Source organism: Ruminococcus flavefaciens ATCC 19208, assembly GCF_000518765.1.
GTDB classification, from domain to species: Bacteria; Bacillota; Clostridia; order Oscillospirales; family Ruminococcaceae; genus Ruminococcus; species Ruminococcus flavefaciens.
Genome location: NZ_KI912490.1, coordinates 194,296 through 218,702 on the forward strand (window position 1 = coordinate 194,296; position 24,407 = coordinate 218,702).

Here is a 24,407-nt window from a genome sequence, read left to right on the forward strand (position 1 = left end):
AGCTCTACTTTATTATATCATTTTTATATATCCTATTTCAATGTGCATAATGGCTAATAATAGCGTTTACTATTTGTAATAAATGTGCATACAAAAATGTATAACAAGCGTCTTTTATTACAAGTCGTATATTTGCGAATGCAAATAACGAACCCCTCCGTGCTCAGAGGGGTTCGTTACGTTATAGAGGTATTTATGAGCCTATGATGAATCTTTCTTGTTAACCGCCCGCCAGACTGTTGCCTGTCGGGGAAAAGTATTCGAGTAGGCTTAAAAAACCTTATATGGAGGAATGATCATGAAAGCTTTTTTATGTAGAGCTTAGGGAGGAGCTCTTAGCAATTAATTGTTAGGAATTAGTTTTTATTGGTTAGTGATTAAGAACCAGATGGAAGTGTACACTGATTAGTTACATCTATCACATTGTGGTTGGTATTAACAACCTTATAAATCTTTGAATTTGAAGTGATAGTAGTATCTGGAGTATAGATATCAGCGCCATCAAGCTGAACGCTAATCTTGTAATAAGCTATACCGTCAATAGTAACAGTATCAGCAGTTGCTGTAGATACAGTTGCAGATGCGAGATTTGCCTTAGCTGTAGGAGCAGAAGTAGTAAGCTTTGTTACAGCCGTTGTTGTTCCGTCCATTACAATATCAAGGCTAAGAGCCCAGTTATCTGTTACTGTATTAAACACAGTGTTGTTACAATTTTCATCTTCGCCCTCAAGCCACAGTCTTACAACAACCTTGAAATAAGATGTAGTGCTTGCAGTTGCTGAGCCGATAGTAGCAGATGAATTGTAATTGGAAATCTCCGTTGGAGCAGTATTACCACTTATAGCCTTACCGTCTGAAAAATAGTAAGAACCTGTGTTACCAGTCTCACTACTAAGGATTGTTTTAAGAGTTCCTACTGTTCCAGCAGGTGCATCTGATGTTATATCTTCAGCGAAGATAGCTGCTCTGAAAGCATGAAGTGTGTCTGTAGTACCAGGCTTACCAGAAGTTAAGCTAATATCTTTAACAACAATGTCCTTAGCTGAATTAGTCGTGTTATTTGCCTTAATTTGAAATACATAATCAATATAACCATAAGCAACATTAGCTGTTGTTATTGATCCTGTTATTCCATAATTGGATTGGAACCCAGCATCATAATTGGTTTTGAAATTCACTCTTCCACCAAGATTATTAGCCAACTCAATTGATTCATTATAAGCAGTGTAAGCATCTGTTAAAGCATCACCACTACCACCTACATTATAAGTATCTGTGTACCAGAAAGATGTTCCATTTACAGTTGATACTGGTTCAAGAAGCGCGTTCATAACATCAATATCGGAAGTCTTGAACAGGTTATCAGCTTTCTTAGCTGTGCTTCCCAATTCATCCTGTGCAACAAGAAGGTTGTCACCAACCTGGGTTCTAACTTCCATACCCGTTACAGTAACTTCCTTATTCATGGTAAACCACGCGTAGGTTGAAGTTGCAAGCATTGAAGCTGATATAGCCAGCATTCCGGCAGCCGGTAATAGCTTTCTCGCTGTGCTTTTCTTTTTCATATTTTCTTTTTTCATCATAGGTCATTTTCCTTTCATAATATATTTACCGAATTAACGGCTCGGCTGCCTCATACCCCTTAAGGTTTTGTGGTTTATACTTTTTGTTTACAATCACATTATACACCATGCAAGTTGTTTTGTCAATAACTTTCCTAAATTTTTATTATATTTAGATTATTTTTGTTATATTGTACAATCAGGAGCATTTTGTTGTGCTTTTTAACCCGTTTTTTAAATACTTCGAGTATATTATTTTTTCGAGTTAAACTGTTGTAAACAGCATTTTTGTGATATTTTGCAAAAACGCCTCAAATTCAGCAGTAAAGTCCTTGTTTCGTCCTTTTTCTGCCGCGTAATTTTGAATTTACCATAAATTTTTTCATTTTTCATTGATTTACTGCATTTTATATGCTATAATATATTATGAATATGAACTGATATAACTTTATAATAATAATTCTTTATAAAGGAGAGTTGTTATGCAGCATATTGATGAACAATATATTATCGAAAATTTCGATTCTGCTCTGGAAAAAGGTTATATAAAAGCCTATTATCAGCCTGTTATCCGTACTCTTACCGAACAGATATGCAGCGTTGAGGCTCTTGCCCGCTGGCAGGACCCCGAAATGGGACTCCTCTCCCCTTACCTTTTTATCAGCGTTCTCGAAAAAAATCGGCTTATCCATAAGCTCGACATGATGATACTCGAAAATATCTGCTATACTTATAATGAGCTGCGCGAGAAAGGTCTGCCGCTGCACCCGTTCTCCATAAACCTATCCCGTCTCGACTTCAACGAAATGGATATGCTGAAGGCTATTTCCGATATCTTAGAGAAGTATAACGTACCTGCTACTGCTATACATATCGAGATAACCGAGAGCGTTATGCTGGACAATACCGCTTATTTCCGCAGGATATTCGACAGTTTCCACGAGGCAGGCTTCGCTATATTCATGGACGACTTCGGAAGCGGCTATTCCTCGCTGAACGTACTCAAGGACTACAGCTTTGACGTTCTGAAAATTGATATGCGCTTCCTCAGCGATATCGGTATACGCTCCAAGAAGATACTCTCGTCAGTTGTAAATATGGCTAAAGCTATAGGCATACACACTCTTGCCGAAGGTGTTGAAACAAAGGAACAGATAACTTTCCTGCGCACTATCGGCTGCGAGATGCTGCAAGGATACTATTACTCAAAGCCCATGAGCAGCGAAATGTATATTGAGTACCTCACGACCTCAGATATAATCGTTGAAGCCCGCAGCGAAAGCGACTACTGGGATACTATCGGCAAGGTGAATTTCCTGAGTCCCGACCCATTCAACGAGATATCTTCTGATGACTTCCCTATCGACGATACTTCGGTACTGCGCGAAAGTCCCACATCGCTTGCACTCATTGAGATAGATGGGAAAAAGGTGAAATTCCAGTACTCAAACAAGGCGTATATAGACGAGATAAAAAAGCTTGGCTACAAAAACACAGATGAAATGGAGTCAGCTATAGCCAATATGCCAATAGTCTATTTCAAGAACATCAACGAGCAGATAGAGCTTTCCCTCAAGACAGGCAAGCTCATAAAGAAAGATCACTACGCAAACGATATATATTTCACATACTCAACCAAGTGCATAGCCAAGACCGGCAATAAATATATGCTGGCTGCAAGTATAAAGACTTTCGATCCTTCCCGCAATGCCAACCGTGAGCAGATGTTTGAAAAATACAGCCGTATCCTCATCGACACATACGACCACATAACCGTTATCGACCACGATAACAACCGCATCATTACAAGACTCTACTCAAAAATAGGCTTCAAAAACGAATATCTCACTATGCCGCTGGATAAGGCAAGGCTTCTTTTTGCAGAAAACGAAGTGATCGAAAGCGAGCGCGAAAGATTTATCAAGTTCACAGATTTCGACTTTGTGAAGAAGCATATCGAAAAATCCGAAAATTCCATTCTTCAGCAGCCCTTCCATATCAGAAATCAGGACGGAAAGTTTCTGATAAAAGATATCAGGATAATCCTGACCACCGTAGAAGAAGGCGACAGATTCCTTTTTGTCATACAGTCAATGTCTCATACAGCTCAAAGAATGGCTTTGGAAGCATTAAAAGAAGATACAGATATGTTTATCTGATAACAGCCATAGTATCACGGCTTATGTTCGTATACTATGGCTGTTTTTATCTCATGTTTAAGTGATATAATTTAAGCAAAAAAGCAATATCATAATATATTACTTTCAAAATATTTTTATAAATTGATAATATTTTATAATTATAATAAGTATATTCCCGCTATTTTTTTATAATTTACAGTAAAAATGCCGTTTTTTAAGGTTGATTTAAGATTATTTTAAGATATATTCATTATTATGTAATCATCTATTAATAATATCTTTCAAGAGGTATGTTAGGAGGATGGTACACATGAAAAAGAAAACCATGCTTGCAGGCTTGATGTCTGCTTGTATTATCAGCTCTGCGGCTGTAACGCTGACCGCAGCTTCAGCAGCAGATACTATCGTTTACGGCGATGCAAACGGCGACGGAATCGTTGATATGTCCGATGCAGTACTTGTAATGCAGTCACTCGCAAATCCAAGCAAGTACGGAGTAACAGGCTCAGCAGAAGGCCATATCACTCAGGAAGGCGCAGACAGAGCCGATGTATTTGAAAGAGGTTCAGGTCTTACCTCAAGCGATGCCCTTTCAATACAGCGTTATCTTCTCAACGCTATAAGCGTGCTCCCCGAGTCTTATAAGGACAACGGCGGTCAGACAACCACTACTACTGCTGTTGCTACCACAACTACAGCAACCACCACGACCGAACCTGTAGTTACAGTCCCCAAGGAGGACGTAAATACAAAGATCCACCTCAACGGAAACTCAATAACCGTTGACGGCAAATATGCTGAAGCAAGCGGATCAAAGGTTACGATCTCACATTCGGGTACTTATACTATCGACGGTACTCTCAACGACGGTCAGATCTACGTTGAAGTTCCTGATGACAAGGCTGATCCGGATACCGTCAAGCTGGTACTCAGCGGCGCTAAGATCACAGGCAAGAGCGCTCCTGCTATTCTTATAAAGAATGCAGACAAGACCTCTATCACAATTGCCGATGGTACAGAGAATACTATTACAGATACAGAGGCTGCTTACACAGGCGACTTCCTTGAAAGTGCTGTTATCGAAGCTAAGGACGATCTCACTATCAAGGGCGGCGATGCAGGTACAGGTGTTATCACTATAACCGCTAATGTTCAGCCTGCTATCGTATGTAACAACGATATCAAGATCACCGGCGGTGTTATCAACGTTGATACTCTCAACCAAACTGACGGAAACGACGCTATAAAGGGTAAGAAGTCCGTTGTTATCAAGAACGGTACTGTTAGCATAAAGGCTGAAGGCGACGGTATCAAGTCCTCAAAGGGCAACGTTGATATCGAAGGCGGTAAGATCAGCATAAAGAGCGGCAGCGATGCTATCCAGGCTGAAACAGATATCAATATCTCAGGCGGCGATATCAGTGCAAACGGCGACAAGAGCCTTACAAGTACAGGCAATATCAACCTTACAGGCGGTACTATCGTTGCTACTTCTACAGACTGCCAGATAGAGAACCTTACTTCTACAGCTCAGTCAGCTATGCTCCTTGACTTTGCAAAGGAATGGTCAAAGAACAATCCTATAGCTGTTACTGATTCTTCAAACAAGATACTTCTTGAAGTAAATACTCTCAAGAAATACAAGTTTGCTCTTATTTCTTCTCCCGATCTTTCAGACAGCGCAAGCTACAAGGTATTTGCAGGCGGTATCAAGCAGAAGCACAGCACAGGCAATACCTTCAAGCCAGGCAAGCCTGCTTCATTCAAGGACGTAAACAACGATATGGACGATGCTGAGCAGCTCTACGGCGAGCTCTTCGATCAGTCATCAGTTCATAAGGTTGAAGTTAAGATGTCAGAAAATGACTGGAATAACTTCATGAAGGTAGCTCAGCAGGAAGAATGGGCTCCTTGTGACGTAGTTATTGACGGCGAGGAGATCAAGAACGTTGGTATCAGAACAAAGGGCAACAGCTCAAGAATGATGGTACAGAACGGCAAGTACAGCTTCCGCTTCAAGCTCGATAAGTACGAAAAGTTCAACAACTACCACGGACTCACAGAGTTCTGTGTAAATAATTTCTACTCAGATCCTTCATGCATGAGAGATATCATCTGCTATGACGCTATGTACGAAATAGACGGTGTTGCTCCTAAGGCAGGTTACTCCGATATGTACCTCAACGGCAAGCTCTACAGCTTCTACATGATCGCTGAGCAGCCGGGCACAACTCTCGCAGAGCGTTATGCTATAGATGATGATTCAAACCTCTACAAGGCTACCGAAAGAAGCAACCAGGCCGGCGGCGGCGGTATGTGGGGCGGAATGGGCGGAGGCGACAGCTACAGCACATTCACCCAGAATATGCCTGTAAACAACCTCGACCTTAAATTCGGCAACGACGAGCAGCTCACTCACCTTGAAGAGCTCAAGACAGCTATCAACAAGATGACTTCTTCAAACTACAAGTTCATCGAGGATATCATGGACGTTCCAAGCTTCCTCAAGGGCTTTGCAGTTAATGCTGTAATGTGCAACTACGACAGCTATAACGGTTCACTCGCACATAACTACTACCTTATCTATACCGGCGGCAAGCATTACTTTGTAGGCTGGGACTACAACCTCTGTTTAGGTAACTTTATGGGCGGTACTGATGCCGTAAACTCTGATATCACAACAAGCCTCTATCAGGCTACTCTCGAGTACAGACCTTTCGCAAGACTTCTCCAGATACCTGAATACTACGATATGTATGTAGGCTATGTAAAGGATATCCTTAACTACTACAGCGACCCTGAGTCATTTGTTACTAAGATCGCTGACATGATCCGTCCTCACATTCAGGCAGATCCGCTTTCAGCATTCACAGTTGATCAGTTCAACGCAAATACAACTAAAAGTGCTAACGGCCTCCAGACAAGCGGCGGCCAGCAGGGCAATAATCAGCAGTGGGGCCAGCAAGGCAACAACCAGCAGTGGGGCCAGCAGGGTAACAACCAACAGTGGGGTCAGCAGGGCAACAACCAACAGTGGGGTCAGCAAGGCCAGCAGGGCAATAACCAACAGTGGGGCCAGCAGGGCAACTGGGGCTTCCAGTTCAACTCTGATGAACCCGAAAATACTGTAAACACAGAAGAAAGCTGGGCATTTGAAGGCGGCTTTGGCGGATTCGGCGGAGGCGGCTTCGGCGGCTTTGGCGGATTCGGCGGCGGTGGCGGCGGAATGTTCAATAACAACACTTCCGTTATTGACTTCCTCATCGCTCGTTTCCAGATAATCCGTTCAGCATTAAAGTTCTGATGATAATTGATTCACCCCCTCATAACGAGGGGGTGAATCATCATTATTATATGAATTACAGTAAACATAAAGTTAAAAAATAAATTTTTCATAAAACTGTTGACATTTTATTCATTTTCTGATATAATTATTATGTTGCAGTTGATGAGCAGCAAAAATAGGGGTATAGCTCAGTTGGTAGAGCAGCGGTCTCCAAAACCGCGTGCCGAGGGTTCAAGTCCTTCTGCCCCTGCCAGATCATGAAAGCCTGTATTTCGAGAAAAACACCGAAATACAGGCTTTTCTCTTACCTATTCGAACCAGGTTGAACTGCATTTTTGCAGCTCCGTGTGCATAAAAATCAGGTGAAATGCACACAAAATCACACGAAATATAATGGTGGTACAAAGCTATTGAAGAAGCCAGCTCCCTCGCGGGAGCTGCGTTTCTATATATGAGTATCCATAATTGCAGCTGTCAGTAAGCGTAAACTGAGTATCATAATATATCTATTGTGTTATAGAAATGAATAACGGTTATCGCCCAACACATAATAACATTTAGGAGTTATTTTTGCCTAATCTCTTGACTTTTCTCCTAAAAGCGGCTATAATTATGAGAAAGGAGCGTGAGCTTATGAGAAACTTTGATTACAGCGAACTTGCAAAACGTTCATGGGACAGCGAGATCATCGGTCTTGTAGCCCAGATCCACGAATATAAAGGCAGGCAGGAGCTTTACCTTAGACAGAAACCTGCCGAGCTTGACCGCCTTATCGAGATTGCAAAGGTCCAGAGTACAGAGGCTTCCAATGAGATTGAAGGTATTCGGACTACTAATACTCGTCTGTTACAGCTTGTCAAGGACAAGACAACTCCCCGAAATCGTGATGAGGAAGAGATCATGGGCTACCGTGATGTGCTGAATACCATTCACGAAAACTTCGAGTATATACCTATTACATCGAACTACATTCTCCAGCTCCACCGTGACCTATATAAGTATTCTCATAAAAGCATCGGTGGCACATTCAAGAACTCTCAGAATTATATAAGTGCGACAGATGCTAACGGACGTGAATTCGTATTATTCACTCCTCTGCCGCCATATGAAACTCCGGTGGCTATCGAAACTATATGTGACAGCTATAATCGCATAATCGCCTCGCAGGATATCGACGCACTGCTTCTGATACCTGTGTTTATCCACGACTTTCTCTGTATACACCCCTTCAATGACGGCAACGGCAGAATGAGCCGTCTGCTCACAACTTTGCTGTTGTATCGTTCAGGTTATGTAATCGGCAGATATATCTCCCTCGAAAGCAAGATAGCCAAGAACAAGAACCTTTACTCCGATGCACTGGAACATTGCCAAAAAGGATGGAACGAAGGCGAAGAAGATCCTGCTCCGTTTATAAAGTATTTGTTGCAGACTATTCTTGCTGCGTATCGTAACTTTGAGGAACGTGTGGCGTTGGTCGATGAAAAACTGCCGGCAATAGAAATGGTACGTCGTGCTGTTTATAATAAGATAGGTAAATTTACAAAGAGTGAAGTCATGGAGCTTTGCCCGACAATTAGCAAGGCTTCTGTTGAGAACTCTATCAAGCAGCTTGTTGAACAGGGACTTCTCTTAAAGCATGGCAGCGGTCGAAGCACATTCTATACTCGAAGCGACATTTGAAGCAATAGAAGAGATAATAATCAAAGGAGTAAGATTATGAATATAGATAATACTCTTTACAGCGGACGACCAACAAATAATCGTTCCGAGCCCGAAGTAGCAATATATGATAAACTTGACTCTCTTGGCATCGAGTACAAGAGAGCAGATCATGACCACGCTGATACTATGGAGGACTGCCTGCTGATAGAATCTGTGCTTGGGGCTAAGGTCTGCAAGAATCTGTTTCTCTGCAACCGTCAGAAGACAAGTTTCTATATGCTGCTTATGCCTGGAGACAAGCCGTTCAAGACAAAGTTTCTGACCTCGCAGCTTAACTGTGCGCGCCTTTCATTTGCGGAAGCCGATAAAATGCAGAAATTTCTGCATACTATCCCCGGCTCTGTTTCAGCACTTGAGCTGATATTTGATACTGATAACAACATTCAGCTCGTCATTGATAATGACCTTATGAGCGATGAATACATCTGTGGACATCCGGGCATCAATACTTCAACTGTTCGCCTGCTCCGAGAGGATATGCTCAAATATGTCCGAGCAGCTAAGCATGAGCCAACATTCATCGACCTTCCCGTGGAGTGATATTATGCGTATATTTGCATTGGAGCTTGATAATGATATTAAAGGTATCGAACCAAGAAAGGCTTATATTGAGGGGCTTATTAAAAAGCTTCCCAAGCCTGATATAGTAGTTATGCCAGAGCTTGCTATATGCAGTTATATGGCAAGTCAGAAGATATGGGAGCTTGCAGATGACTGCGGTAGTGGCACAAGTGAATGGACTGTCAACATCGCCCAAAAGTACAATATCTACATTGGAGCAGGCTATCTTGATAAAGAGAACGGTGACTACTATAACCGCTATATGATCTCAGGTCCTGACGGAGTATGTGGTACTGTTACTAAGTCTGAGGGTGAATCGGCAGTATTCAAACGCGGAAACTTCGGCAGTATTATTCATACTCCATTTGGAAACGTTGGTGTTGGTATCTGTTACGATTCACGCCGCAAGCACTTCTACGATAACGTCAGTAATGAGGAGCTTTCACTGATACTGTTTCCGCATGGTTCCCCTGCGGACCCGAATAAACCAGATAAAGAACGCAGTGAAAACGACAAGCGCTGTATGGCTTATGTTGAGGCATTCGGAGTCCCTGTTGTCTACGTGAACAGTACAGGTAAACTTGAATATATGCCTGGAAAAATGGGCGCAATGATGAAGAAATACGGTTTCAGAATGAATGGTATGAGCAGGATATATGCACAAGAATCTGTACCGATAAATACGGATATTCCCGAAATAATAGGTGCAGAGGTCGATATTCAGCCTAAGAAAATGCATAAGGAAATCCGTTTTTATGGCGAAGACATCCTGCGCGGTAACTGGCTGTTCAAGCACTGTATTCTCAATCCCGATACAGAAGCAGGTATCAAGTCTTATGAGAGTGAACATAAAAAGGAATAGTAATTGAATATGAGAATATTATGAATGTAATGAATGTTCGAATCCCTCTCTGTCCGCCAGAATTAAAAAGCCTGTATTTCGAGAAAAGCACCGAAATACAGGCTTTTCTGTTACCTACATAAAGCAGTTTGAAATGCAATTTTGCAGCTCCGTGTGCATAAAAAACAGGTGAAATGCACACGACTAAAAGGCAGTATAACGATAATAAAAGAAGTCAGCTCCCTTGCGGGAGCTGATATTCTTCTTTAAGCTTGCCATATTTTGAACAAGCTATATTATGATATTTTATTACAAAGCCTATAGTAGCACGAACGGGATATACCTAATTCCCTCATAGCCTCAACAGGCTTTTTATTTCCGTATCGGACTTCTGTCAGCACCTCATGCCAGTTATCAGGCAGAGGCGTTGAAGGTCGCCCGAAGCGGACGTTTTTCTTTTTGGCAGCTTCAATGCCTTCACGTTGACGAGCGCGTATCTTATTACGCTCATTCTCGGCTATTGCTCCAAGTACCTCTATGAGTATAGCATTGATCATTTCAAGTACCCATGCCTGCTCCGGCGGAAAGTCAGTGAGCGTTGTAGGGATATCCAGTATCTTTACACGGATTCCCATACCCTTGAACTCTTCTAATTCTCGCTTTATATCAGCTTTGTTACGACTGAGCCTGTCCAGTTCCTTGATAACGAGCGTATCTCCCTTGCGAAGTATCTGACGTTTTAGATACTGGTAACCCTCACGTTCGGTATCCTTACCGGAAGCCTTGTCGATGATAATGTTCTGCTCAGGTACGCCAAACTTGGTGAGAGCTTCAATCTGTCAATCTTCATTCTGTTCCCGGGTAGATACCCGGGCATAACCGTAGATTCTGTTGTCCATATTACCTCCAATTTGTCCAAAAATGTGGTTGTTACTTTGTGGACGTCCATAAAGTCCAAATGGTACTTTTATGTACACTTTTTTGGTCAATTTCTAGGTGTGCAATAAAGTAAACTTTTTAGGACACTTCATTTTATATTCATATAATAAAATCGCCGCCATCACTGGCGGCTCAAGTATTCATTAGACTTTTGACTGTTTCAAAGTATCCCTTCATCTCAGAGTTGTCAGGCTCGATTTGCAGCGCAAACGCTATACGTCCGAGGAGCGAGTGCAGGTATTTGTCGGGAGATATATCAAGTCCCTTGCGGTTGATGATATCAGCAACTCCATACTTCTGGCAATAATAGACTTCCTGACGCAGCGTGCGTTTTTGACTTCGGGACAGCGTTGGCTTTTCATTGACAACTATGCCCGTAACTCTCTGCTGCTGCGATTAGCTGATAAACACAGTCTTCTTATCGTTAAGCTTAAATCCCATACGGTACAGCATACGCCTGACTTTGCCAACGACATTAGCACTGCGTATATCAGCCTTATTGCCCGAGAATGTCATATCATCGCAGTATCGAGTATACGTTATGTTGTGTGCGCAGCACAAATGTCCTAATTTTTCGTCAAACTGTTTCATTACCAGATTGGCTATGTAAGACGAATTCGGAGCTCCCTGCGGCAATCTTGCTTTGTATGTGCAGAGATGTGTCAGCAGCGTAGTTGCAGGAATCGATAAACCGAGACACTTCATCACAAGATAGACCATATCATCATTAATACTGTCAAAGAAGTGTGATATATCAATCTTAAGAACACATTCCTTTCCAATATGCGGAGAGACGTTATCAAGTAGGGACTTACCCTTGCAGTACGCAGTCGAGAAATCCGAAACTTCAAGCTGATACAGATGGAGTATCTGGTCATCGACCTGCGCAACAACGAGGGCGGTCTTGACGAGATTGGCTGTGCGCTCTGCGACTTGTTGACGGATCAGGAATATACCAGACAGAATCTCGGTATCCGCAAAAACGCGCAATATAAGATCGTTTCCGAGCACGGCATCCACGTGGACGGCGAATTTGCCGATCTTAAGGTCGTTGCGCTGAAAAATTATGAATGCGTGAGTGCAGGAGACGGCACCGCGCTGTATCTCTCGAAGCTCCCGAATGTGCCCCTTGCCGGCATCACTGACCCCTGTGGCTGCAATCAGGAGACTGGCGGCAGCATTGTCTTGTCCGGCGGCACAATCATCATCGGCTATCCTGTCGGACTTATCCTTGACGAGAATTCCGTTCCGAATGTGGATACCCGCGCCGACCGCATCAGCCGCAATCCGGTGGAGGTTCGCATTCCGCTTGATTATGATGCCGCGATGAAGATCTTCCGCGATAAGCAGGACTACGAGCTTGACTGGGCAGTGGCCTATCTGGAAGGGAAATAAGAGCCTGAAAACTATAAAGCAGCCTGAATTTCTACAGGCTGCTTTTTATTATATGTTGAATTACAAATTATCAAACTTTACTCCGAGCCGAGCATTTTTTCTGTATAGCTGAGCATCGCCTACTGTAATGCCGTCACCGTCCATAAATACTCAAGAATTAATAATGATATCTATATATACCATCGTAATTTTTCCCATCTTTTTGGCAATTTGTATTATAATATGTGCTTGTTCCGATAACTACACAGCTTTCCATTTCAAATCTGTCTTTGCATTTTTTATTGGTGATAGTTACTTCATGTGCATTAAATACCCTATTCACTTTATCTTTACTGTTTAAATCATATTCGATAATAAAATTTTCTCCTTTTTTATCAGAATACACCATGTAGAGTATTTTACATGAATTAGATCCATAAAATCCGATTCCTTGAGACTTGCAATCGTTAAGCCTTTTAGCCTTTTGATCTAATTCTATATCAGTACCATTCCATACCCGTCTACAATTAAATACACGTTTCCAATCACCTACTATTACATTGGCGTCTGTTAAATTAATAGGATAGTTATTTTTATTTGCTTCCATATCTAATACCGCACTGTAAACTTTGCCTCCGGTTTTTAAATAGAAATTGCAATATCTATCTACACTTAAATTTCTGTTCTGAAAAGCTTCAGCAGCTATTCCACCTAATTCTTTATTAACCTTATATGTTCCACGTTTTTCCATAGTTTCATTATTCTGATCAATAAAAAATTTTTCAATAATGGAATATCCATTATATTTATTTAATATTAATAAATATGTCTTACCATCATATCGTACTGCCGTCATATCACCAGCATGTCCACTACCAATGTAATCTTTTTTATCTTTATTTTTTAAAACTGTTGGATATCTACCCTCTGTGTTGTATCTAATAATTCTCACATTACTATCATCTGTTTTTATTTTAGCAACATAAATATAAGTTCCATCTGTTGCCATGCCTTGCATACATGTTGATTTTTCTTTGCTATCAACAATAGTTAACAAGTCGCTGTCTGCTTGTTGTGCCGCTATCATCCTTTCTTCAAAATCTTTCATGTAGCTGCTATTATCTGCAAATACTTGTGATGTTGTTATCATACTACATCCAAGTACAATAGATGCAATAGCCGACACTGTTTTTTTGATCACGTTTTTCATTTTAATCATTCCTTTTTTTATTATATTCCGGAGAATTTCAATCTCCATATATAACACACATAAAAAAAGGTTATTGTGCGGCCTAAAAATATTTTCGTCAATATCAACAAACAGAAAAGGGCTGAATTGTATAGTTTATTCAATGATATGAAATTGCAAACTTCATGGAGCAGACTTTTCTATATTCTTTTCAGATCACATACCATTGCAGGGACTAAAATACTTCCATCACCGATATATTCAGTATCTTTTGCGATCTCTGTAATGCTTGAAAGTAATTTCAGCAAATCTGTTTTTAACGTAATCACTTTATTACCGATATATCTTCCATATTTATATATTTTTAATCTTGCAACGGAACTAAATTCAAGTGTCACTGGATTAATACTTTCATACATACCTTGAAAAGTACTTATAACTGCAATAGTTTCTTTTTCATTTATTATTTCTCTGACTGTTCTTTCGCCATTTGACATTCCGATATTAATTGGTTTACACTGTGGCAATGAACGATACTCCATACGATATGATGAGGCAGTATTATTTATATCAGCGTTATGACTATAACATGATATTAATTGCTTAAGTTTTCCGTTCTTTACAATATATACAGGCTTTGTCACTGAACCTTCTCCGTCAATGTTTCCGCCTGATATTTTGTTTTCATTTGAATGCTCTACAATATTAATCAAAGGACTTAAATTGAATATTTCATCAATCTTATCTTTGTTTTGAGAAATAAAACAATTTCCGGCCAAAGGTGATTGCTCATTAAGAAACATAAGTAAAAGATATATTACTTCAGAGACAGCATGGCACGAAATAAGCAATTCATCAACATTGATATTAATTTCTGTATCATTAATCTCTGTTGATATTTCAGAAAACATATTTATTACTGTATCATAAAAAGTGCTATTGATGAATATTTTTGAGTATTCTTTAAATGAATCGTTTTTGTCTGTTAATGATATATTCGCACAATTCAAAAGCTTGTAGCCATGTCCTTCTACACCGTAAGAATTAGCAAGCTTATATAAGGATACAAATTGATTTGATGACAATTTTTTTAGTCTGATACCATGTTCTAAAGCAATCCTGCTTAGTTTCAAAAAGAGATCTTCATGATTTTCTTTGAATAAATCCGGAAATTCTGTATCAGAAGAAGTTATTTTTATTTTCGGCAAATATGCAAAAGGTACCTCTATAGTCTGAGTATCATTACTACGGAATCCTGAAGAAACAGCTCCGTTTTGAAGAAGCATTTTTCCGGTATGATTTTTGGGGTTGAAAATGCGCAATGAAGTACCTCTTATAAGTGAATTATATTTTACTGTCCCTGAATTTGTGTATTCATTAACCGATGTACTGTATATTGATGAAAAAACTTCTGAATCCGGATATCCTTTCATCAAATTTTTGTTCAGGTATAATTCATTATAAATATTTATCATAAACATATACCTCTCTTTGCGATTTTTACAGTAGGCATACCAAAGGATACATCTATAAGCTGACCTTGTTTGGCGCATTTGGAAGGGTAAAATTCAAGGTCGTTTCCAATGGCATTTATCTGATTAAGAGCATCGGCAATATTGCTTGAAAACAGAAATGGTTTTGTCACACCGATAATGCTGCCGTTTTCAACAATAAGACCATGATTAACATTGAAAACAAAATCACCATTTGCAGTAATTACATTTCCACCGATTATATCAGCAGCGATGATGCCTTTTTTAGTATTTCTCAATATACTCTCACATGACTCACTGCCATTATGCAAATATGTATTTCTCATTCTTGGAATTGGGATATTGAAGCAATCCATTGCCCTGCCATTTCCGGTATCTTTAATTTTATAATATTCTGAAATCATAGAATTTGTCATTATTCCTTCAAGAAATCCGTTCTTTATCAGATCAACATTTTCAGGAATAATGCCATCATCTGAAATATTATAATAAATCATATCTTCTCTGCTGCATCTGTCAGAGATTGAAATATCGTTTAAAGTTATTCGCTTTCCAAGCTTTTTATTAAGAACATTATCCTTTTCAAAAAACAGATCACCTTCAAGGCAATGACCAATTGCTTCATGAACAAATATACCGCCGATTCCGGCAGGCAGTATTATTTCATATTCTTCAGGATCAACTGATATAAGCTCTGATGAAGTATGTTCTGAATATTGTTTTTCTATTTTAAAAAGCTCTTTATTTAATGTATCAAGTATATTCTTCCTGTTTAATTTACCGTTTACATAAAGATTTCTCTTAGAAGTAATAGGTGAATAAAGATTTCCGAAAGATAGTGTCAGTTCGATTATTGTATATAAAGTATCATCCTTTGTGATATTATCGTCTGCTGTCACATGAAGCATACGTCTTTCACTTCTTATTACAACTGAAGTACACAGTACCGTACCTAAACTGTGTTCCTTAATAAGTGCATCAATATCATGCCATTGAATGTCATCGATATAATCATCAGCATCCATAGTAAAAATACTGCTGTCTATGCTGTTATCTGCATAGTATTCCACATCATTGTTATTGATACACCTTCTGACAGTTCCATCTTCAAAAAAACTTGTAATGTTTTTCTGACCATTAACAAGATTAATAACCGTAACTTTTTTTCTTTCTTCTTTGACCATGTTTATTCCTCATTTCAAAATAGTTTATACAAAAAGAAAGCAACTATAAAGTTCATGACAATTACGATGATATTACGGCATTTACTTATTTTTTTATTCTCCATAATGTAAAAAAGTAATAGTGATGCTGCATCAACGAGAACAGCCGAAAGCAGTATCTTTACAACACCTAAAGACAATACTGCACCTATTATAACAGATATGACAGTCATTAAAGCAATACACACCTTTAAATAATCCGTCATTATTTTTTTATGGGAATACGGAACAAAAAAGCCGTTTTTATGCTTATCCACAAAACTTCTGAACTGGTCATTAATTGATCTGATAACACCAATATATAATCCGCTTAAAATATACGCCGAAATCAAAAAAGAAATGTTTTTATGACCGTAAAAAATGTTTTCGGTTATATACGGTACTTTGACAATCAGAATACTAACTGCCGCCATTATTCCCCAGAACAGTACTAACTTTTTAAACGCACGTAATGAGCCGATACTTGCTTTGCATATTACAGCATTCTTTTTATTCATACTGAGCGAGGTGAGCTTAAAATAATTTTTTCCTTTAGCAGCTTTTTCAGTGCTTATCTGAGTCATTTCAGCGAGCCTCATGTGACGACCGGCTGCATCTATCCTTTCGGATAATATTATACTATCATTGTATTTTCCCCAGTCAGGCTTTATCTTTATCGCAAGATAACAGATGAAACAGCACAAAATCATTCCTACAGGCAGTAATACAATACTTTCCGATAAATATAGAACTGTACTCGCCGCAGTAAACAATAAAATGCTCTTTATAATATCAAAACGATTATACTGAAGCCATTTTATTGCTGAACAGGATACAAAAAATACTATAAAAAATGCTATCTTTTTTAAGGTACAGATAGAAAAGCCCCCAAATAAAAAGCCTATTATCATGGCTATGATAATATCTTTCAAAAGAGCTTTAAAAACCATATACCGCTTGACTTTTTTGAATTCAACGGAGTTAAACATGTAATGAAACAGTGCCGGCTTTATTGTAACACCGGGGCTATCCTTAAAGAATATATTCAGAAGGCTTAGGAAAATTAATGCAGCATATACAAATACAAAATGGTCATTGACCGCTGTCCTTATGCTAAGAAGTTTATTTCCAACAAATGACACAACTATAACAAATGATATTATTATACCGATTATTATAAGATAAGAATTCTTTATAAGTGCCTTCCATCCTCTTAACTGCTCAACAAACAGAAATCTGAACATTATTCCTCCTGATTCTCCGACTCATCAGGAGAAGTCTGATCATTATTTTTGTTTCTGAGATAAAGGTACAATTCTTCAATGGTAGACCATCGGCTATTGGCTGTCAATTCATCTAATGTTCCCTGAGCCATAAGAACTCCATTATCAATAAGAATATAATAATCACAAAGACTTTGTACCATATCAAGAAGATGAGTCGATAGTAACACTGTTTTTCCTTCATCTTTGTTTTCTTTGAATATATCCTTCAGATTGCTTATCTGTTGAGGATCAAGACCTGAAAAAGGTTCATCTGCTATAAGCAGTTCATATTGTCTGAGAGATGCACACATGATCGAGAGCTTCTGCCTTGTACCTTTTGAAAGCTGGTATGGAACCTTGTCAAGATGCTTGCCCATTTCAAGTCTGTCAATAAGGCTCTTTACTTTCGACTGTGTATTATACATAGCACTGACGAAAGCAAGATGTTCCATAACAGACAGCTCTTCATAGTATATAGGCACATCGGGAATAAAAGATATTGGGAAATCAGCATCATTTATGCTGTAGATATCATTTCCCTTGTATAATATTTTCCCGCTGTCAGGTGTCAGATATCTTATCATATGGCGTATGCTCGTTGTTTTTCCCGCACCATTTGCACCTACTAAACCGACTATTTTATTTTCAGGTATAGTAAAAGAAAGTGAATTCAACACACCGTAGTTATCAAAACTTTTTGATACGTTATCAAATTCAAGAATAGATTTCACTTTAACAGTCTCCATATTATACTTTCAGATTATTAAAGGCTCTAACGACCTCAGGATTCTCTCTTTTCCATTTACAGATGCTTTCGGGTATATCCCATGCCAATGCAACACAGCCTCCGCAGCTTCTTGCTTCCTCACAGTCCTTACAGGTAGATATATCCGGCTCTTTGAAATTAATAATAGGCGTAATGCGTTTGTAATCAAATATATCATTTACGCTCTGATCCTTAAGGTTTCCGTAGCTAAGATTAAACTGAAGACATGGTGCAACATCACCGTTTTCTCTTACACATATCTGAGAACAGCCACGTCCGCAAGATTTTACCTTGTTGATTCTTACCTCATCATCAACCTCATCATTATTTACAAAGAAAGTACCGTCAGAATACTTATCGTGTAATTCTTTTCCTTTCTGAATTATCAGCTTAGGATCAAGACATCCGATAACATTTTCGTTCTCCTTTGCTCTTCCTATATCACAAGTCATAGCGTAGCTGATTTGCTTTGCACCTAACTCTTTTGCAAGCTTAGTTATTTCTTCCATATCTTCAAAGTTCAATTCATTGAACGTTGAAGCAACAATGACGAATATACCATTTTCTGCCATTGATTTTATCGCTGCTGTAGCTTTCTGAAATGAGTCATTCACTCCACGTATCGTATTATGATTTTCCTGAGCACCATCAATGCTGACCTGTACAACAATGTTTCTCTTGAACCTTGCCAGTTCCTTTGCTCTTTCATCATCAATAAAATAGCCGTTTGTAGCTATAGATACACCCAAGAATCTTTCTGATGCCATTTCAACTACTTTAATGAAATCACGTCTTGTAGATACTTCACCGCCTGTAAGCATTACTTTCTTTACGCCCATATCCTGAAGTTTATCCATTACTATCCCGATCTCATCTGTTGTAAGTTCCTTACATCTGACTTCACCGGAATTATTAAAACAGTGTGCACACTTCAAAGGACAGGCTTTAGTAATCTCAAACTGAACATTAAACGGAAAAATAGTTTCGTAGTTGCCTGTCACGTTTATTTCCACGGCTTCATATTTATCCGAAACATAGAGATAATCCTTTTTAATGCCTTCGTTTACAAAACCAGAAACTAAAGACCTTGCTTTTTCATATTGCTCATTATATCTTTTTGAAAGAATATCTGCAATACTGTCCACAGAATTAGTACCGTCACATAATTCAAGTATTTCACATGCGGTTTTGTTGATTTTTTCATATTTATATTCATTTGAAGCTAAAAGTGCTTCTTCATCGGCAATCAACGGATATATCACAGAACTTCCATACTGCTTGAGTAAATTATACTTTCTTTTTAATACTGGATACATTTTTTTCCTCCTAAAAAATAATAAAGGGGCAACAAGTATTAATGATCAGAAATCGCTTTTTCATTAATAGACTACAAACTTGCTACCCCATTATTATATGTTTATATCGACTTACTTAAAATTATGCGATAACGCCAACGATTGTTGCGCCACATGGATAGTAAGCCATTGAAATTGTAGTTGCAACTAATGCCTGACAACCGATGCATCCAGCGATCTCAGTTGTCTCAAACTTTGGTTCCATCATGATTCTATAATTTCCTTTCCTTAAAATTTCCCTTTCTGAATATAATTCAAATCAAATTTATTAAATGATGCTATGGGGTTTAGTAAGACTAAAGTATAACATTTCTTTAAATAATTGAAATATAATTACAGTTTATCTTGAAAAGCTCAAGAAATTATAAAGGGATAAATATATTCAAAAGGGTAACTATGTAGTCATAATAGTAAAATAAATTTCCCTTTTGATACATGGAAATAATGAATACTTCAATATAAAATCGTCAGATTTAAAATGACACATTTTATACTGATGTAACACTAAGCAAAAATGAATTTTATTTTAAACAAACTAATCTTTAACGGCCTAATGTATTACAAAATAACTATAAGCGTCTTGAGATTGTTTTAAATTTAGCGTTTAGTCGATAATAAATATATTAGTAATGATTAACTAAAATCGCATACTAAGCAAAATAATTTTCATTATTTATATTTTATCATTAACAATAAAAAATGTCAAGTAATAATTGCTGTTCGCTTATAAATCTATTAAAGTAAGACAAAATTATTAACTTCCCAAGAATCAAACAATAAACTATGTCAAATTGAAATAACTGATTTTCCCTGCCCCGGAATGTTCATGAATTTTTTTGCTTCAAAAAAAACGGACAGAATACGCACGGCATAAGTCAGTATAATGATATAAAAGAAGCCCGCCTATCATAGCGCGACGAAAAAACACTGTCTTTATAAATTGCACCATAAGCGCTTTTACTTGTAATGATCGAGTTTACATGAAAAAAGTCTCCTTTACGGAGACTTCATTTTTGGGCGGCTTTTTTCAATACTGAAAACACCTGCTTCTGTACAGGAAAACGCCTTCTTTTCGGGACATCATCATTATAAAGCTGAATAAGAGACTGAGCATCGTCAGGATCAAGCTTTCTTATCAGGTCTAAAGTAAGTCCGTGAACGGCGTTCATCATCCAGTATGTACTCAGCGATTCGTTCATCTCTGCTTGTGCATGATATATATATCCGAGTACCTCACGCACCTCAGCTGAAGACGGAGCCATGTCACCGAAGCTTTTCAGTTCTTCCTTCAGCCTGTCAGCGAAAGCTTCGTGACAGGGATCGTCAGATATCTTCTTTCCCATACCAAACAATCCGACGCCTATCTTCTTTTCGCTTTCAAGCTTTTTTACCTGAGCGATATACTCGCCATAAATCTTCTTCATCTCAGCAAGCCCCATAGAACCCCCCCTTTCAGACAGTTTCACTTTCAGATGCATCACTCTCTGTACTATCCTCTTCTTCAGCTGCTTCTGCCTCGACAGTTTCATCATCAGCTGTATTATCATCTTTGATCTTTGCTGCATCAAGATCAACAAGGAAACGTTTTCTCGAATAGATAATAAACGCTACAGAAGCTACCATAAAAACACCGCCTATTATCCAGCACAGTGTCTTGCTCATGGAAGTATCCTCAGCCGATGATATCTTGAAAGCAAGGTAACATATATATAAGGCTACTATCATTCTCAGTCCGCAGGACTTATAAGCCCTTGAACGCTTTCCCATGTCAAATTTTACTTCGTTCATAATTATTTCCTTTCACATTAATGCAGATTACGGCCCGGAGCTCCCCATGACTGCTCCGAGCCGTATTATTGTCATTAACCTGCCTTGCCTGTCTTTTTGTTTGAAACAACGTCAAAGATAACAGCGATAAGAAGAACGCCGCCCTTTACGACATACTGCCAGTTGTTGTCAAGGCCCTTGATAGACATACCCTGATTGATTACACCGAGGAGTATAGCACCGACCATAACTCCGCCGACTGTACCGCTTCCGCCATATGCAGAAGCACCGCCGATGAAGCATGAACCGATAGCGTCCATCTCGAATGAGTTACCTGTATCACCGTTTACAGAACCAACACGTGCTGCAACGAGGAGACCTGAAAGACCTGCCAGCAATGACATAGATGTATATGCCATAAAGTAGACCTTGTTGGTGTTGATACCTGAAAGCTTTGTAGCCTTTTCGTTTCCGCCGACTGCATAGAAATAGCGTCCGAAGGCAGTCTTTGAAGTGATGAAAGCATAGATACATACAACCGCAAGTACCCATATAGCCATTACAGGGATACCCTTATAAAGAGCAAGCTTCCATGTGTAAGCAAGTACAAGAGCATCAATAACGAGTATCTTTCCAAACTGTGATATAGCAGGCTCCTGCTTATAGCCCTTCTTAGCCTTCTTTGCACGGTTAAGGATAGTAATAGCGATAAGAGCAACAGCTATAACGATACCTAAGATAAATGCTGATAATTTTACCTCAACAGTTCTGTCTTCAGCCTTGATGGTCCATGAATGATCAAGCCCCGGAACATCAATATACGAAGCAAAAATATCAAGGAACTTTTTACCTACGCTGCCCTCTGACTGAGTGATAGCGATAGTCTTTGATTCAAGTATCGCACGTCCGAAGCCTCTGAACAGGAACATTCCTGCAAGAGTACAGATAAACGGAGGGATATGTATATATCCGATCCAGAAGCCCTGCCACATTCCGATGAGAACGGAAAACAAGAGACAGAGGCATATAACGGCAATAGGATTCATGTTATGCTTTGTCAGCATCTGTGCAGCTACTGCGCCGATGAGACAAACCGTTGAACCTACTGAAAGGTCGATGTTACCGCCTGTGAGGATACACATAAGCATACCGCAGGCAAGCACAAGTACGTATGAATTCTGAATAAGAAGATTTGAAAGGTTCTGCGCAAGCAGAAGCTTCTGATCTGTCCATATAGCAAAGAATATAAATACCACGACCAAGGCTATGACCATGGTGTATTTCTTTATGAAGGTTTTAACGTTCATGTTACACTCCTTTGATCATCATTTTTTATCGGACTGGAGGATAGCAGACATGATCTTTTCCTGCGTTGCCTCAGAAGCAGGCATCTCTGCAACCATCTTGCCCTCGTTCATAACGTATATACGATCACACATTCCAAGCAGCTCAGGCATTTCCGAAGATATCATTACAACAGATTTGCCCTGTGCAACGAGATCGTTCATGATGCAGTATATCTCATACTTCGCACCAACGTCGATACCTCTTGTAGGCTCATCAAGGATAAGCACCTCAGGATCTGCAAACATCCATTTTGCCAGCAGCACCTTCTGCTGATTTCCGCCTGAAAGGTTTCCTACTGCCTGCTGTACAGAAGGAGTTTTGGTTTTAAGCTTTTCCTTATAGTCATTTGCAACTGCATTTTCCTTGTCGAAGTTTATGATACCCTTGCTGCACACCTTCTCAAGGCGTGACATGGTGGTATTCTTCGCAATGCTCTCGGAAAGGATCAGACCATTGCCCTTTCTGTCCTCAGTAACATATGCAAGACCTGCTTCAATAGCGCTGCGAACACTTTTCAGCTCCGTTTCCTTGCCGTCGATCTTCAGTTTACCGCTAACGCCCGTGCCGTATGATCTTCCGAAAATAGACATTGCAAGCTCAGTACGTCCTGCACCCTGCAATCCCGAAAATCCAACGATCTCGCCGCGGCGGACATTGAATGATACGTTGTCAACGACCTTCTTCTCGGTATATATCGGATGATGTACAGTCCAGCCGCTTACCTCAAGACCGACCTTATCGCTTACATTATGCTCGCGTGAAGGATAGCGGTCGCTGAGCTCACGTCCTACCATTCCGCGGATAATACGCGCTTCGTCGATATTATGGTCTGCATTGTCGATAGTTTCGATAGTAGAACCGTCACGAAGTACGGTTATCTTATCTGCAACATAAGAGATCTCATTGAGCTTATGGGAAATAATAATAGAAGTCATGCCCTCTTTCTTGAAGCCTAACAAAAGATCAAGAAGCATTTTTGAATCTTCTTCATTAAGTGATGAAGTAGGCTCGTCAAGTATGAGCAGCTTAACGTTCTTGCTGAGAGCCTTTGCTATCTCAACAAGCTGCTGTTTACCTGTACCTATATCCTTTATAAGAGTAGTAGCCTCTTCCTTCAGACCTACCTGACGCATATGCTCTCCTGCCTCATGATAAGTCCTGTCCCAGTCGATGCCAAAGCGTCCCTTGCGCTCATTTCCCAGAAACATATTCTCGCCTATAGAAAGCTCAGGAATAAGAGCAAGCTCCTGATGTATGATAACAATGCCCTTTTCCTCACTGTCATGCAGTGTTTTGAACTGGCATTCCTCGCCGTTATAGACGATATCTCCTGAATATGTACCATAGGGATATGTACCGCTGAGAACGTTCATAAGCGTGGATTTACCTGCACCGTTCTCACCGACAAGAGCGTGTATCTCTCCAGGTCTGACCTGAAGATTAACATTATCCAGCGCTTTTACACCCGGAAACTCCTTTGTGATTTTTTTCATTTCAAGTATAAATTCTGCCAAGTATATCCCTCCTTTATACTGCGGAAACGGCTATTTACCGTTCGCATCCGACCCGAAAGTTTATAAAAAGGGACGGGCAC

Annotated in this window: 20 protein-coding genes and 1 tRNA gene; 7 read left to right on the plus strand and 14 right to left on the minus strand. The window is 39.4% G+C overall.

All coding sequences use genetic code 11. The annotated features are described in order from the left end of the window. Positions 1 to 377 precede the first annotated feature (377 nt). Positions 378 to 1,583 carry a hypothetical protein gene (locus L870_RS0111065; protein WP_028518198.1) on the minus strand — a complete coding sequence of 402 codons (1,206 nt, stop codon included), beginning with the start codon at positions 1,581 to 1,583 and terminating at the stop codon, positions 378 to 380. A gap of 461 nt (positions 1,584 to 2,044) precedes the next feature. Between L870_RS0111065 and L870_RS18580 the strand changes: the two genes are divergently transcribed. From L870_RS18580 to L870_RS0111095, 6 genes are all read left to right on the plus strand, one after another. Beyond that, positions 2,045 to 3,721, plus strand: coding sequence for an EAL domain-containing protein (locus L870_RS18580; protein ID WP_051411522.1), 1,677 nt, complete (start codon positions 2,045 to 2,047; stop codon positions 3,719 to 3,721). Positions 3,722 to 4,013: 292 nt separating this feature from the next. Then, positions 4,014 to 7,007, plus strand: coding sequence for a carbohydrate-binding domain-containing protein (locus L870_RS0111075; RefSeq protein WP_028518199.1), 2,994 nt, complete (start codon positions 4,014 to 4,016; stop codon positions 7,005 to 7,007). Positions 7,008 to 7,166: 159 nt separating this feature from the next. Then, positions 7,167 to 7,242, plus strand: a tRNA-Trp gene (locus tag L870_RS0111080). Positions 7,243 to 7,622: 380 nt separating this feature from the next. Then, on the plus strand, positions 7,623 to 8,672 hold the full coding sequence (locus tag L870_RS0111085; RefSeq protein ID WP_028518200.1) for a Fic family protein: 1,050 nt from the start codon (positions 7,623 to 7,625) through the stop codon (positions 8,670 to 8,672). A 36-nt stretch (positions 8,673 to 8,708) separates the two neighbouring features. After that, positions 8,709 to 9,254 carry a prolyl-tRNA synthetase associated domain-containing protein gene (locus L870_RS0111090; protein ID WP_028518201.1) on the plus strand — a complete coding sequence of 182 codons (546 nt, stop codon included), beginning with the start codon at positions 8,709 to 8,711 and terminating at the stop codon, positions 9,252 to 9,254. 4 nt (positions 9,255 to 9,258) lie between these two features. Then, positions 9,259 to 10,137, plus strand: coding sequence for a carbon-nitrogen hydrolase family protein (locus L870_RS0111095; protein ID WP_028518202.1), 879 nt, complete (start codon positions 9,259 to 9,261; stop codon positions 10,135 to 10,137). A 275-nt stretch (positions 10,138 to 10,412) separates the two neighbouring features. On the opposite strand, the gene L870_RS17385 is transcribed toward L870_RS0111095, so the two are convergent. After that, positions 10,413 to 10,952, minus strand: a complete 540-nt coding sequence (locus L870_RS17385) for a recombinase family protein (protein ID WP_278244614.1) — start codon at positions 10,950 to 10,952, stop codon at positions 10,413 to 10,415. A gap of 499 nt (positions 10,953 to 11,451) precedes the next feature. After that, positions 11,452 to 12,021 carry a reverse transcriptase family protein gene (locus tag L870_RS19500; RefSeq protein WP_242836512.1) on the minus strand — a complete coding sequence of 190 codons (570 nt, stop codon included), beginning with the start codon at positions 12,019 to 12,021 and terminating at the stop codon, positions 11,452 to 11,454. Between L870_RS19500 and L870_RS19505 the strand changes: the two genes are divergently transcribed. Beyond that, entirely contained in the window at positions 11,917 to 12,450 is a 534-nt protein-coding gene (locus L870_RS19505) for a S41 family peptidase (RefSeq protein WP_028518204.1), read from the plus strand. The two genes, L870_RS19500 and L870_RS19505, sit on opposite strands and share 105 nt — an antisense overlap. Before the next feature lie 157 nt (positions 12,451 to 12,607). On the opposite strand, the gene L870_RS0111115 is transcribed toward L870_RS19505, so the two are convergent. The 11 genes from L870_RS0111115 to mmsA all read right to left on the minus strand — a co-directional run bounded on the left by L870_RS0111115 (position 12,608) and on the right by mmsA (position 24,327). Further along, complete coding sequence (locus L870_RS0111115; RefSeq protein WP_028518205.1) at positions 12,608 to 13,687, minus strand: hypothetical protein; 1,080 nt, start codon at positions 13,685 to 13,687, stop codon at positions 12,608 to 12,610. A 131-nt stretch (positions 13,688 to 13,818) separates the two neighbouring features. After that, positions 13,819 to 15,093, minus strand: a complete 1,275-nt coding sequence (locus L870_RS0111120; protein ID WP_155250194.1) for a metallopeptidase TldD-related protein — start codon at positions 15,091 to 15,093, stop codon at positions 13,819 to 13,821. Beyond that, positions 15,090 to 16,295 (minus strand): TldD/PmbA family protein, encoded by a 1,206-nt coding sequence (locus L870_RS0111125; protein WP_028518207.1) that lies wholly within the window; start codon positions 16,293 to 16,295, stop codon positions 15,090 to 15,092. Before L870_RS0111125 ends, L870_RS0111120 begins: the two co-directional genes overlap by 4 nt. A 14-nt stretch (positions 16,296 to 16,309) precedes the next feature. Continuing rightward, positions 16,310 to 17,557, minus strand: coding sequence for a hypothetical protein (locus tag L870_RS0111130; protein ID WP_028518208.1), 1,248 nt, complete (start codon positions 17,555 to 17,557; stop codon positions 16,310 to 16,312). After that, positions 17,557 to 18,309, minus strand: coding sequence for an ABC transporter ATP-binding protein (locus L870_RS17400; protein ID WP_162148446.1), 753 nt, complete (start codon positions 18,307 to 18,309; stop codon positions 17,557 to 17,559). Before L870_RS17400 ends, L870_RS0111130 begins: the two co-directional genes overlap by 1 nt. 16 nt (positions 18,310 to 18,325) lie before the next feature. Then, complete coding sequence (locus L870_RS0111140) at positions 18,326 to 19,660, minus strand: radical SAM/SPASM domain-containing protein (protein ID WP_028518209.1); 1,335 nt, start codon at positions 19,658 to 19,660, stop codon at positions 18,326 to 18,328. Positions 19,661 to 19,781: 121 nt separating this feature from the next. After that, a complete protein-coding gene (locus tag L870_RS20065; RefSeq protein WP_278244612.1) occupies positions 19,782 to 19,907 on the minus strand; it encodes a hypothetical protein in 126 nt (41 codons plus the stop codon). A 799-nt stretch (positions 19,908 to 20,706) separates the two neighbouring features. Further along, positions 20,707 to 21,138 carry a hypothetical protein gene (locus L870_RS0111145; protein ID WP_028518210.1) on the minus strand — a complete coding sequence of 144 codons (432 nt, stop codon included), beginning with the start codon at positions 21,136 to 21,138 and terminating at the stop codon, positions 20,707 to 20,709. Positions 21,139 to 21,151: 13 nt separating this feature from the next. Further along, complete coding sequence (locus tag L870_RS0111150; RefSeq protein WP_028518211.1) at positions 21,152 to 21,487, minus strand: hypothetical protein; 336 nt, start codon at positions 21,485 to 21,487, stop codon at positions 21,152 to 21,154. 74 nt (positions 21,488 to 21,561) lie between these two features. Continuing rightward, positions 21,562 to 22,773 carry a sugar ABC transporter permease gene (locus L870_RS0111155; protein WP_028518212.1) on the minus strand — a complete coding sequence of 404 codons (1,212 nt, stop codon included), beginning with the start codon at positions 22,771 to 22,773 and terminating at the stop codon, positions 21,562 to 21,564. 18 nt (positions 22,774 to 22,791) lie between these two features. Further along, the gene (mmsA, locus tag L870_RS0111160) at positions 22,792 to 24,327 is read right to left on the minus strand and encodes a multiple monosaccharide ABC transporter ATP-binding protein (protein ID WP_028518213.1); all 1,536 of its coding nucleotides are present in this window, start codon (positions 24,325 to 24,327) and stop codon (positions 22,792 to 22,794) included. Positions 24,328 to 24,407: the final 80 nt, after the last annotated feature.